Source organism: Geodermatophilus sp. SYSU D01119 (assembly GCF_054049975.1).
Genome location: NZ_JBJGYL010000041.1, coordinates 19,848 through 31,937, shown reverse-complemented (window position 1 = coordinate 31,937; position 12,090 = coordinate 19,848). Strand labels below are relative to the sequence as shown.

The following is a 12,090-nucleotide window of genomic DNA, read 5'->3' as shown; positions in this document are numbered from 1 at the left end:
CAGCAGCCCCAGCCACGCCAGACCCCCCCCCCCCCCCCCCCCCCCCCCCCCCCCCCCCCCCCCCCCCCCCCCCCCCCCCCCCCCCCCCCCCCGGGGGCCGCTCGCGCCGCTGGCCGGGGTGCCTGGCCTGCCCGGCGCCCTGGCCCGGGCGGCCGCCGCGGCCCTGGGGTCGACGGCGGGGCTGGTGCTGCTCGCCGCCGGCCTCGCGCACGCCCTCGCCCGCGCCGCCGGGTCCGCCGACGGCACCCTGGCCGGCCCGCTCGCGCTGGCCGCCGCCGGCGCGGTGCTGCGCGCGGTCGCCGGCACCCTCGGCGAGCGGGCCGCCGCCCGCGACGCGCGCCGTGCCGAGGACGCGCTGCGCCGCTCCCTGCTCGAGCGGCTCGCCGCCTCCCCCGCCGCGGTCGCCGCCGCGGGCGGCCCGGCGCCGGCCGCGGTGCTGGCCACCACCCGGCTCGCCGACCTCGCCCCCGGCCTGGCCGGGTACCTGCCCGCGCTCGCGCAGGCCGTCGTCGTGCCGCCGGTGCTGCTCGTCGTGCTGGCCGCCACCGACCTGCTCTCGGCCGGCCTGGTCGCGGTCACCCTGCCGCTGGTCCCGCTGTTCATGGCGCTGGTCGGCCTCGCCACCCGCGACGGCACCACCGACGCCGCCCGCGCGCTCGACCGGCTCGCCGCGCACGTCGCCGAGCTGGTCCGCGGCCTGCCCGTGCTGGTGGGCCTGGGCCGCGCCGCCGAGCAGGTGGCCGCGCTCGCCGAGCTGGGCGAGGCCTCCCGCCGCCGCACCCTGGCCACGCTGCGGCTGGCCTTCCTCTCCGCGCTGGTGCTCGAGCTGATCGCCACGCTGTCGGTGGCGCTGGTCGCGGTCACCGTCGGCCTGCGCCTGGTGCACGGCGACCTCGGCCTCGCCGTCGGGCTCACCGCGCTCCTGCTGGCGCCCGAGGCCTTCGCCCCGCTGCGCGCGCTGGGCACCGCGCACCACGCCGGCGAGGCCGCCACGCTCGCCGCCGCCGAGGCCCGCGCCGTGCTCGCCGCCCCGGCACCCGCCGGGGTGCCGGCGGGCGGGGGCGACCCCCGGGGCGCCGACGTCGCCGTCACCGGGCTGACCGTGCGCCACCCCGGCCGCGCGGTGCCCGCCCTGCCGCCCACCGACCTGGCGCTGCGGCCCGGCGAGCTGGTCGTGCTGCGCGGCGCCAGCGGCTCGGGCAAGTCGACGCTGCTCGCCGCGCTGACCGGCTCGCTCGACCCGTCCGCGGAGGTCGCGGGCGCCGTGACCGGCGTGCCGGCCGGCGCGGTCGCGCTGGTCCCGCAGCACCCGCGGACGACGGCGCCCACCGTCGCCGACGAGCTGCGCCGGCACGCCGCGCCGTCGCCGGGCCCGGACGCCGTCGTCGCCGAGGCGTTCGTCGTCGAGGCGCTCGACCGCGTGGGCGCCACCGGCCTGGCCGGCCGCGACTGCACCACGCTGTCCCCCGGCGAGCTGCAGCGCGTGGCCCTGGCCCGGGCGCTGGTCCGCGTCCGCCGCGGCGCCCGCCTGCTGCTGCTCGACGAGCCGACCGCGCACCTCGACGACGTCGCGGCCGCCCGCGTAGCCGCCGCTCTGGCCGGCCTGCACGGCACGGTCACCGTCCTGCTGGTCACCCACGACCCCGCGCTCGAGGCGCTCGCCGACCGCACCGTGACGCTCGGCGCCCCGGCCGTGCCCGCCTCCCCGCCGGCCTCCGCCGTCCCGGGGCCGCCGGCCGCCGCCGAGCGCCCCGAGGACGCGGGTCCCGGCGCGCCGGCCGCGACCACGGCGGCCGCGGCGCCCACCGCGCTCGGCTGGCCGCGCCGCGCCCTGCTGCGCGCGGTCGCCGCGGGCACCGCCTCGGCCGGCGCCGGCGTCGCGCTCACCGCCCTCTCCGGCTGGCTGATCGTGCGCGCCGCGGAGATGCCGCCGGTGCTCACGCTGCTGGTCGCGATCGTCGGCGTCCGGGCCTCCGGGCTCGGCCGGGCGCTGCTGCGCTGGACCGAGCGGCTCACCGCCCACGACGCCGCCCTGCGGATGGCCGCCGACCTGCGGGTGCGGGTGTGGCGCGCGCTGGCCGCGCAGGGCGTGGCCGCCGACCGGACGCCGGGCAGCGCGCTGGCCCGGGTGGTCGGCGACGTCGGCCTGGTGCAGGACCTGTCGGTGCGCGTGGTGCCGCCCGCGCTGGTGGCGGTCACCGTCCCGGCGCTCACCGTCGCCGTGCTGGCGCTGCTGTCCCCCGCCGCCGCGGGCGCGGTCGCCGTCGTCCTCGCGCTCACCGCCGCCGGGGTCCTCGCCGTGCACCGGCGGGTCGACGCCGGAGCCGCCCGGGCCGAGGGCACGCTGCGCGTGGCCGCGCTGCGGGAGGTCACCACCGCGCTCGAGGGCGCCCCCGACCTCCGCGCCCACGGCCTGGCCGGCACCACCGCCGCCGACCTCGCCGCCGTCGCGGGCCGCCGCTCGGCCGTGGCCGCCACCGGCGCGCGGGCCGGCGCGCTCGGCACCGGCCTCGTCGTCCTCGGCACCGGCCTGGCCGCCGTGCTGGCCACCGCGGCCGGCGCCGCGACCGGCGTCACCGGCCCGCTCGTCGCGGTGCTCGGCCTCGCCCCGCTCGCGCTGGCCGAGCCGCTGACCGGCCTGGTGTCGGCGCTGCAGCGGCGCGGCGCCCTGGCCGACGCCCGCGCCCGGCTCGACGCCGTCCTCACCGCCCCGGTGCCCGCCGACCCGGCCGACCCGCTGCCCGCTCCGGCGCCGGTGCGCGACCTCGCCGTCACCGACCTCGTCGCCGGCTGGCCGGGCGGCCCCGACGTGCTGCGCGGCCTGTCCGCGCGGACCGGCACCGACGGCTGGCTGGTCGTGCGCGGCCCGTCGGGCGCCGGCAAGTCGACCCTCCTCGCGGTCCTCCTCGCCGCGCTGCGCCCGCGGGCCGGCGGCTACGCCCTCGGCGGCACCGACACCGCCCGCCTGACCGGCGACGCGGTCCGCTCGCGGACGGCCTGGCTGCCGCAGGAGTCGCACGTGTTCGCCTCGACCGTCCGGGCCAACCTCGCGCTGGCCGCTCCCCGCGGCGCGCTCGCCGGCCCCGAGGGCGAGCGGCGGATGACCGGGGCGCTCACCGCCGCCGGCCTCGGCCCGCTGGTGGCCGGCCTGCCCGACGGCCTCGACACCCCCGTCGGCGCGGGCGGCACCGCGCTGTCGGGCGGCGAGCGGCGGCGGCTGGCGGCGGCCCGCGCGCTGCTGGCCGACCGCGACGTCGTCCTGCTCGACGAGCCCACCGCGCACCTGGACCCGCCCACCGCCGCCGCGCTGGTGGCGGACCTGCGCCGCGCCCTGGCCGGCCGCGTGGTCGTCTGCGTGACCCACGACGACGCCGTCGAGCGGGCCGGCGACACCGTGCTGCGGCTCGGCGCGGCCGCCCCGGTGGCGGTCAGCTGACGAAGCCGGAGCGGTAGGCCAGCACCACCGCCTGGGTGCGGTCGCGGGCGCCGGTCTTCGCCAGGACCGCGGCCACGTGGCTGCGCACGGTCTCCACGCCGACGACGAGCGCGGCGGCGATCTCGGCGTTGCTGCGGCCGTCGGCCACGAGCCGCAGCACCTCGGCCTCCCGGGCGGTGAGCCGGGACAGCCCGGGCGCCACCGCCGGGTCGGGGGCACCCACCCGCCCCAGGACCAGCCGGCGCACCGCGTCGGGGAACAGCAGCGACTCCCCGCGGGCCACCGTCCGGATGCCGTGCAGCACCTCCTCCGGCGTCGACCGCTTGAGCAGGAAGCCGTCGGCACCGGCGGCCAGCGCGTCGACGACCGAGGCGTCGTTGGCGAAGGTGGTGAGCACCAGCACGCGCGCCGCCGAGCCCGCCCGCACCAGCGCCCGGGTGGCGGCGATGCCGTCGAGGCCGGGCATGCGCACGTCCATGAGGACGACGTCGGGCGCCGTGCGGCCCACCAGGTCGAGCACCTCCGACCCGTCGCCGGCCTGGCCGACCACCTCGAGGTCCGGCTCGGCGCCGATGACGGCGGCCAGCCCGCTGCGGATGAGCGGCTCGTCGTCGACCAGCGCGACGCGGACGGTGCTCACCGCGCGTGCACCGGCAGCCGGACGTCGAGCACGAAACGCCCGTCGTCGTCGGGGCCGGCCGCGACCGTGCCGCGCAGGTCGCGCACCCGCTCGCGCACCCCGCGCAGCCCGCGGCCCCCGCCCGCGGCACCCGGCACCGAGCCGGGGACCGTGTCCGCCACCCGCAGTGCGAGGTCCGCGCCGGCGTCGACCTCCAGCCGGCAGGCCGCGCCGGGGGCGTGCCGCAGCACGTTGGTCAGCCCCTCCTGCACGATCCGGTAGGCGGCGCGGGAGACCACGGCCGGCAGGGCGCCCGGCTCGCCGCTGACGTGCACGTCCACCCGGACGCCGGCGTCGCGGGCGGTGGCCACCAGCGCGTCGAGGTCGCGCAGGTCGGGCGCCGGGGCGGCCGGGCCGGCGGCCTCCTCGCGCAGCAGGCCGAGCACGTGGTCGAGGTCGACCAGCGCCCGCCGCGCGGCGTCCTCGGTCGCCCGGATCGCCGCCTCGGCCGCGGCCGGGTCGCGGGTCATGAGCCGCCGGGCGGCGCCGGCCTGGACGCTGACCAGGCTCAGCGAGTGGCCGACGCTGTCGTGCAGCTCGCGGGCCAGCCGGTCGCGGCCGGCCAGCTCGGCCACCGCCGCCTCGGCCGCGGCCAGCCGCTCGGCGGTGGAGCCGGCCAGCAGCCGCGGCGCGAGCACGGCCAGCCCGCGGCCGAGCAGGTCCCCGGCGACGACGGCGGCGACGGCGAGCCCCGCGGCCGCCGCCAGCCGCAGCGCGGGGTCCCCGGGCACCGGGAGGCCGTCGAGGAGGGCGTCGTCCGGGGCGGCGGCCATGACGACCGCCGTCGGCAGCCCGACCACCAGCAGGCCGCCGGCGAGCCCGCCGGCCAGGACGTGTCCCACCACGAGGACGGCGGTGCGGGCCCGCTGCGCCGCCGTTCCCGACGGGCCGACCCGGTCCTCCGCGCGGCCGGTGAGCAGCGCCCCGACCGCCACGCCCTCGATGGAGCGGGACTCGGCGAGGGCACCGAGGGCGGCCACGGGGGCGGCCACCACGGCGAGGGCCAGGAGGACCGCGAGCGGCCCCGGCAGCCCCGCGGTGAGCAGCAGCTGGGCCGGCCAGGCCAGGACGACGCCGACCGCGAGGGCCAGCGCCCCACCGAGGAGCAGGTACACCCAGCGGTGCAGCGACCTGCGCAGCGCCGGCGAGGGGTGGACGCGCACCACGGCGTCATCCTGGCAGGCCGGCCGGCTCACCGGCCGCCGCAGACCGGGCAGGTGCCACGACGGCGCAGGGCGTACGCCAGGACCGCGAGCCCCAGCGCCACGCCCCACAGCAGGGTGGGGAACAGCAGCAGGAACGCGGCCTCGAGCGGGTCGCCCGAACCGAGCCCGGCGATGCCCACGGCCAGCATGGACGGGCCCGACGCGAGCAGCACCACCGCGACGGAACCGCCGGCGAGCACCGGCACCCGCACCGGCACCGGCCGGCCGCGCAGCACCGGCACCCAGGACGGCCAGACCTCGCCCCACGGCCGGATGAGCCCGAGGGTGGCCACCGCGCCGCCGAGCGCCGCGACGCCCAGCGCCAGCCCGAACAGCCGCAGCGCCGGGTCCGAGCCGTCGGGCAGGCCGACCTCCCACGGCGTCAGCCAGGTCATCCGCAGCAGGCCGTAGGGCAGCGGGCAGGCCGCGGCCACCAGCGTCGCGACCCGGCCCCAGCGGGCGGCGGCCTCCGGGCGGGTCCAGGCCGGGCCGGGCCGCCCGCAGGCGCCGCAGGCCCCGCGGGCGGCCCGCAGCACCCGCACGCCGAGCCAGGCCATCAGCACCGTGCCGCCGAGCAGCAGGGCGAGGTGTCCGCGCGAGGGCAGCTCGCGGGCCAGCGGGCCGCGCATCTCCCCGGCCAGCCGGGCGACGGTGCCGGGGTCGAGCACGCCGCTGAGCAGGCCCGCGACCACCACGGCGGCGACGGCGAGCAGCCACGGCCGCGCCCGCCGGCTGCGCACGGCGCCGACGGTGAACACGACGAGGAAGGCGGCCGGCGCGACGAGCGCGCACAGGTAGCCGAGCAGCACCAGCACCCGCATGTCGGCGGTGAGCGCGGCGAGACCGACGGCAACGGCGAGGGCGAGGGCCGCGCCGCCGGCCGACGGGCGGCGCCACGCGGCGACCGCCGTCGCGGCCAGCCCGCCGGCGGCGAGGCCCAGCACCAGCCAGGCGGTGAGGTCCGGCGGCAGGACGGTCAGCAGGCCGGCGCCGCCGTTCTCCCCGTCGCCGTCGAGGCCGGGGCGGCTCGCGGGGTCGAGCACCCAGCGCAGGCCGAGGGCCAGGTGCGCGACGCTCCACGCCGCGGCGGCCAGCAGGAGGGGTCGCGGCGGCCCGCCGGTGCGGGCAGCGGGGGCCAGGGGCGGGGACGCGGTGGCGGGCACGGGGACCTCCCGGGGACGGCCCGGGGGCTCCCGGGCGGACGCCGTCCAGCCTCGGGACGCGCGCGGCCCGGGTGCTCCCCCGCGCGGGGGATCCCGCTCCCCGCCGCGGGGGACCCCGCCGGCGGTCAGCGCGGGGGCACCCGCCGCACCTCGAAGCCGGGGTGGCGGGGCAGCGCCGGGTCGACGACGACCGGCACGCCGGCCGGGTCGCCGAGCAGCGGCCGGCCGGCGGTGTCGGGGGCGGTGTGCAGGCGCTGGAGCACCTCGGGCCGGACGCGGATCTCCCGGGGCGGCGCGGCGCCGGGCGCCCAGGCGACGGCGAGGAGGTCGTCGCCGGTGCGCGTCCGGGCGGGCGCCGCCAGGGGCGGGCGCGCGGGCGGGCGGGTCGGGAGGGTGGTGGTGGCCATGTCGAGCCTCCTGGGCGGGTCCCCGTGCTCTGCGCCCTTCCTACGCCGGGGGTGTGACGGTCCCGGGCAGCCGCCGCGGGCGGTCGTGCTCTGCCCCGCCGGGGTGGGCAGAGCACGACCCGGCCGGGACCAGGAAGCGTCAGCCGGCGGCGGGGACGTCGACCGGGATCTCCGGCCCGAGCGTGGCGCCCTGCAGCAGCCGCAGGTCGTCGCCGGACCAGAAGCTGCCCGGGTCGTACCAGTTGCGCGGGCGATCGGCGGGCAGCAGCCCCATCGCGGTGTAGGTGGCCGCGACCAGCTCGGCGCAGAACACCGTCTCCGCGGCGGTGCCCCGGCGCAGCCGCCCGTTGACCCAGCCGCGCACCAGCCCCGGCGTCGTCGGGAAGGGCCGGCCGTCGAAGCGGGCGACGGTGCGCAGGACGGCGTCCTCCATCTCGCGGGTCACGCCGCCGTCGTCGGCCGGGCCGACCAGCTGGCGCAGCCAGGCGCGCTGCCCGTAGCGCTGCCGCCAGGTGGCGACGGCGTCGCGCAGGTCGTGCAGCTGCACGCCGCGCTGGTGCTTCCCGGTCCACGCGTCCGGCAGCGAGCGGCCGAGCTCGGCGTGCCAGAGCAGCGGCGGCAGGTCCTCGAGGACGACGGCCATGCCGACGTGGTTGACCGGCGCGTTGGTGAGCGCCCGGATCGCCCGGTCGGCCACCGACGCGCCGCGGAACACCCAGACGTCGCCGGTGCGGGTCAGCTCGACCGCCTCGTCGAGCGGGAGCGCGCGGGGCGGGGTCACGCGGCTACGTTAGGCGACCGTGCGCCCCTCCTCGCGAGCGTTGAAGCTGCTCGGTCTCGCCGGCCTCGCCGGTGTCGCCGCCACCGGAGCGGTGCTGGTCCGCGGCGAGCGGCAGCGCCGGGCGCACACCCCCGACGAGGTGCGCGCCCGGCTGCACGAGCGGCACGCCGCCGCGGCCGCCGTCGTCCCCGTACCCGAGCCCGGGAGCGAGCCGCCGGGCCCGGTCCCGGTGGGCCGCCTCGCGCGGTGGCGGGGGCGGTTCCGCCGCCGCGGGTGACCCGCCAGGTCGCCGCACGGACGGACGGCGACCGCCACACCGGACCGCGCCGCGCTCCCCTCCCTCGCGTCCCCGCCGGGTCGACACTGCTCCCGCCCGTCACGGGGGAACCGTCCTCGGGAGGGAGAGCACCATGACCGAGCACCCCAACGTCGCCCGCATGCGCGAGGGCTACGAGGCCTTCGGCAAGGGTGACCTCGACCGTGTCCGGGAGCTGTGGCGCCCGGACATCCGCTGGCACGAGCCGGGGAGCAACCCGCTCGCGGGTCACTACACCGGCGTGGACGAGGTCTTCGCTCTCTTCGGCCGGCTGTTCGAGATCACCGAGGGCAGCTTCCGCGCCGAGGTGCGGGCGACCTTCGCCGACGACACCGACGGCGTCGCGGTCGTCCGGCTCACCGCCCACCGCGGGGACCGGGACCTCGACGTGGTCGCCGCCCACCTGTTCCGCTACGAGGACGGTCTCGTCGCCGAGTTCCACGAGGCGCACACCGACCAGGCCGCGGTCGACGCGTTCTACGGCTGATCCTCAGCCGGAGGGGAGCGCCGGGCCCTCGTCCTTGAGCGCGACGCCCGACGCTCCCAGCTCGCGCGCGGCCGACAGCAGCGCGGTGACCGTGTCGGCGGCCTGCGCGTAGGACAGCCCGTGCGGCGGCCGCACGTTGGAGACGCAGTTGCGCTCGGAGTCCGCGCGCCCCGGCCGCGGGTCCCAGGTGAGGTAGACGCCGAGGGAGTCCGCCGAGGACAGCCCCGGCCGCTCCCCGATCAGGACGAGCACCGCGCGGGCGCCGAGCGCCTCCCCCACCGCGTCGCCGAGCGCGACCCGCGCCTGCGTGGCCACCACCGGCGGCGCCACCGACCACCCGCCCAGCCGCTCGCGCAGCGCCGCCACCAGGCCGGGGCCGTGCTCCTGCACCGCGCGCGGGCTGAGCCCGTCGGCGAGCACGAGGGCGAGGTCGGCCCCTGTGTGCGGCAGCGCCGTCCCATCGGCGGGCACCCGGCCGAGGTCGGGGCGCTGCAGGTAGGTGGCCCGGTCGGGCGCGGCCGACGCCACGGTCAGCACCTCGCCGCCGAGCGCGGCCCGCAGCGCCTCGACGTCGAGCGGCGAGTGCACCGCGTCGCGGGCGGCGGCGTGCGCGACGCGGAACTCCAGCTCTCGGGAGGTGGGCAGCGCGTCGCCGGCCCGCCCGAGCGCCACCCGGGCGCGGGTGGCCGACCGCAGCACCGCCCACGGGTCGTTCCCGGCGACCTCCGGGGTGCTCACGACGACGCCGCCGCGAGCAGCGCCCGCGCCGCCGGCGCGTCGGGGGCGAGCTCGCGCACCCGGCCGCCGTCGTCGAGCAGGTCCATCCGGGCCAGCCACGCCTCGAACTCCGGCGCCGGCCGCAGCCCCAGCACCGAGCGGGCGGTGAGCACGTCGGAGAACGCCAGCGACTGGTAGTGCAGCATCACGTCGTCGGCGCCGGGCACCGCGATGAGGAACGAGCAGCCGGCCGCGCCGAGCAGCAGCATCAGCGAGTCCATGTCGTCCTCGTCGACCTCGGCGTGGTTGGTGTAGCAGACGTCCACGCCCATGGGCAGGCCGAGCAGCTTGCCGCAGAAGTGGTCCTCCAGGCCGGCGCGCAGCACCTGCTTGCCGTCGTAGAGGTACTCGGGGCCGATGAACCCGACGACGGTGTTGACCAGCAGCGGGTCGAAGTGCCGGGCGACGGCGTAGGCGCGCGCCTCGAGCGTCTGCTGGTCGACCGGCCGCCCGCCGACGCCGAGGTGCGCGCCGGCCGACAGCGCCGACCCCTGCCCGGTCTCGAAGTAGGTGACGTTGTCACCGACCGTCCCCCGCCCGAGCTCCAGGGCCCCGGCGCGCGCCTCGGCCAGCAGCCCGAGGGTGACGCCGAAGCCCCGGTTGGCGCCCTGCGTGCCCGCCACCGACTGGAACACCAGGTCCACCGGCGCCCCCTGCTCCATCGCCCGCAGCGTGGTGGTCACGTGCGCCAGCACGCACGACTGCGTCGGGATCTCGTAGCGGGTGATCACCGCGTCGACCAGCTCGAGCAGCGCCACGGTGCGGGCCGGCGAGTCGGTGGCCGGGTTGATTCCGATGACCGCGTCACCCGAGCCGTGCAGCAGCCCGTCGAGGATCGAGGCGGTGACGCCGACCGGGTCGTCGGTGGGGTGGTTGGGCTGCAGCCGCGACGCCAGCCGGCCGGGCAGGCCGATCGTGCTGCGCAGCGCCGTCACCACCCGGGTCCGCCGGCCGACGGCGACCAGGTCGGCGTTGCGCATGAGCTTCGACGTCGCGGCCACCATCTCCGGCGTGAGCCCCGGCGCCAGCGCGGAGATCGACGCCTCGTCACCGGCCGCCGTCCAGGCCAGCAGCCGGTCGCGGAACTCCCCCACCGTCAGGGAGGCGACCGGCGCGAACGCCGCGGCGTCGTGGGTGTCGAGGATGAGCCGGGTGACGTCGTCCTCGTCGTAGCCGACCACCTGCTCGTCGAGGAAGGTGGCCAGCGGCAGGTCGGCGAGCACGGTCTGCGCGGCCACCCGCTCGGCGGCCGACCCCGCGGCGCAGCCGGCGAGCACGTCACCGGAGCGCAGCGGGGTCGCCTTGGCCATGAGCTCGACGAGGGTCGGGAACTCGTACGTGTGCCCGCCCAGCGTCGCGGTGCGTCTCACCGGACGTCGTCCTCGGCCTCGGCCAGCAGCTCGAACTCCTCCTCCGGCGCGGAGGCCACCAGGTGGTGGCGGCTGTAGAGGGCGAACCAGGCGAGGAAGACGACGTAGGCGGCGAGCGTCCACAGCGCCGCCTCCCGGTCGACGAGGAACGTGGCGACGACGGCCGCGGCCGCGAGCACCAGCGCGATCCCGGTGGTGACCGTGCCGCCCGGCGTCCGGTAGGGCCGCGGCAGCGACGGCTCGCGGCGGCGCAGCACGATGTGGCTGACCATCATGAGCACGTAGGAGACCGTCGCCCCGAAGACGGCCATGTTGAGCAGCATCGCGCCCTCGCCGGTCAGCGAGAGGACGAACCCGATCGCGCCGGGCACCAGCAGCGCGAGCACCGGCGCCTTCCGGGCGTTGGTCACCGACAGCGCCCGCGGCAGGTAGCCGGCGCGGGAGAGCGCGAAGGTCTGCCGCGAGTAGGCGTAGATGATCGAGAAGAAGCTCGCGACCAGCCCGAACAGGCCGGCGTAGTTGACCACCCGGGTCAGGCCCTCGGAGACGCCGGCACCGGCGAGCGCGTCGACCGGCGGGTTGCCCGACCCCGCGATCGCCGAGGAGCCGGCCGCGCCGGGGGTGAAGACGAGCATGAGGACGGCGAGCACGACGAGCACGCCCATCGCCGCGACGATGCCGCGCGGCATGGACCGGGCGGGGTCGCGGGCCTCCTCGGCGGCCAGCGGCACGCTCTCCACGGCGAGGAAGAACCAGATGGCGAACGGGAACGCCGCCCAGATGCCGATCAGGCCGTAGGGCAGGAAGGAGGAGGCGCCGGCCGCGTCGGTGGGCGCGATGTCGAGCAGGTTGCCGGCGTCGAACTGCGGCACGGCCCCGACGAGGAAGACCACCAGGCCCGCGAGCGCGACGACGGTGACGGCGAACATCGCCTTGAGCGCCTCGCCGACGCCCATGAGGTGGATGCCGATGAACAGCGCGTACACCGCGAGGTAGACCCACCAGCCGTCGGTGATGCCGAACAGGCCGAGGGACTCGACGTAGGCGCCGATGAACGTGGCGATCGCCGCCGGGGCGATGGCGTACTCGATGAGCACCGCGACGCCGGTGGCGTACCCGCCCCACGGGCCCAGCGCCCGCCGGGCGAAGGTGTAGCCGCCGCCGGCGGTCGGCAGCGCCGAGCCGAGCTCGGCCAGCCCGAACACCATCGCGGTGTACATGACCGCCATGAGCACGGTGGCGATGAGCAGGCCGCCGAACCCGCCCTCGGCCAGGCCGAAGTTCCAGCCGGCGTAGTCACCGGAGATGACGGCCGAGACGCCGAGCCCGGCCAGCAGCAGCCAGCCCGCCGTGCCGGTGCGGAGCCTCCGCTTGTCGAGGTAGCCGGCGTCGACGCGCTCGGCCTCCACCCCGGCGTGGTGCCCGGCCCGAGGGGGCGTGGGACGGGCGGTGGGTTCGGCGGTCATGGG

Annotated in this window: 11 protein-coding genes; 3 read left to right on the top strand and 8 right to left on the bottom strand. The window is 79.3% G+C overall.

Features of this window, described 5'->3' with window-relative positions:
• The first annotated feature begins 118 nt into the window (after nucleotides 1-118).
• Complete coding sequence (gene cydC, locus ACI79X_RS22075) at nucleotides 119-3,436, top strand: thiol reductant ABC exporter subunit CydC (RefSeq protein WP_457027568.1); 3,318 nt, start codon at nucleotides 119-121, stop codon at nucleotides 3,434-3,436.
• Here the strand turns inward: cydC and ACI79X_RS22070 are convergent.
• The 5 genes from ACI79X_RS22070 to ACI79X_RS22050 form a co-directional block, all read right to left on the bottom strand.
• On the bottom strand, nucleotides 3,429-4,076 hold the full coding sequence (locus ACI79X_RS22070) for a response regulator (protein ID WP_457027567.1): 648 nt from the start codon (nucleotides 4,074-4,076) through the stop codon (nucleotides 3,429-3,431). The two genes, cydC and ACI79X_RS22070, sit on opposite strands and share 8 nt — an antisense overlap.
• A complete protein-coding gene (locus tag ACI79X_RS22065; protein WP_457027566.1) occupies nucleotides 4,073-5,281 on the bottom strand; it encodes a sensor histidine kinase in 1,209 nt (402 codons plus the stop codon). The genes ACI79X_RS22070 and ACI79X_RS22065 overlap by 4 nt, the downstream gene beginning before the upstream one ends.
• A 26-nt stretch (nucleotides 5,282-5,307) precedes the next feature.
• Nucleotides 5,308-6,483, bottom strand: a complete 1,176-nt coding sequence (locus ACI79X_RS22060) for a hypothetical protein (RefSeq protein WP_457027565.1) — start codon at nucleotides 6,481-6,483, stop codon at nucleotides 5,308-5,310.
• Nucleotides 6,484-6,608: 125 nt separating this feature from the next.
• Nucleotides 6,609-6,890, bottom strand: a complete 282-nt coding sequence (locus tag ACI79X_RS22055; RefSeq protein WP_457027564.1) for a hypothetical protein — start codon at nucleotides 6,888-6,890, stop codon at nucleotides 6,609-6,611.
• 139 nt (nucleotides 6,891-7,029) lie between these two features.
• Nucleotides 7,030-7,671 carry a hypothetical protein gene (locus ACI79X_RS22050; protein ID WP_457027563.1) on the bottom strand — a complete coding sequence of 214 codons (642 nt, stop codon included), beginning with the start codon at nucleotides 7,669-7,671 and terminating at the stop codon, nucleotides 7,030-7,032.
• Between the two features lie 40 nt (nucleotides 7,672-7,711).
• Here ACI79X_RS22050 and ACI79X_RS22045 point away from each other — a divergent pair, with 40 nt between their 5' ends.
• Together ACI79X_RS22045 and ACI79X_RS22040 are read left to right on the top strand one after the other, a co-directional pair.
• Nucleotides 7,712-7,948: a hypothetical protein gene (locus ACI79X_RS22045; protein ID WP_457027562.1), complete on the top strand. Its 237-nt coding sequence runs from the start codon at nucleotides 7,712-7,714 to the stop codon at nucleotides 7,946-7,948.
• 133 nt (nucleotides 7,949-8,081) lie between these two features.
• Complete coding sequence (locus tag ACI79X_RS22040; protein ID WP_457027561.1) at nucleotides 8,082-8,474, top strand: nuclear transport factor 2 family protein; 393 nt, start codon at nucleotides 8,082-8,084, stop codon at nucleotides 8,472-8,474.
• Between the two features lie 3 nt (nucleotides 8,475-8,477).
• Here ACI79X_RS22040 and eutC read toward each other — a convergent pair whose 3' ends face one another.
• The 3 genes from eutC to eat are packed head-to-tail and all read right to left on the bottom strand — an operon-like array spanning nucleotide 8,478 to nucleotide 12,087.
• A complete protein-coding gene (gene eutC, locus ACI79X_RS22035; protein ID WP_457027560.1) occupies nucleotides 8,478-9,212 on the bottom strand; it encodes an ethanolamine ammonia-lyase subunit EutC in 735 nt (244 codons plus the stop codon).
• Nucleotides 9,209-10,621, bottom strand: a complete 1,413-nt coding sequence (locus tag ACI79X_RS22030; protein WP_457027559.1) for an ethanolamine ammonia-lyase subunit EutB — start codon at nucleotides 10,619-10,621, stop codon at nucleotides 9,209-9,211. The genes eutC and ACI79X_RS22030 overlap by 4 nt, the downstream gene beginning before the upstream one ends.
• The gene (gene eat, locus ACI79X_RS22025; RefSeq protein ID WP_457027558.1) at nucleotides 10,618-12,087 is read right to left on the bottom strand and encodes an ethanolamine permease; all 1,470 of its coding nucleotides are present in this window, start codon (nucleotides 12,085-12,087) and stop codon (nucleotides 10,618-10,620) included. The genes ACI79X_RS22030 and eat overlap by 4 nt, the downstream gene beginning before the upstream one ends.
• Between the last annotated feature and the right edge of the window lie 3 nt (nucleotides 12,088-12,090).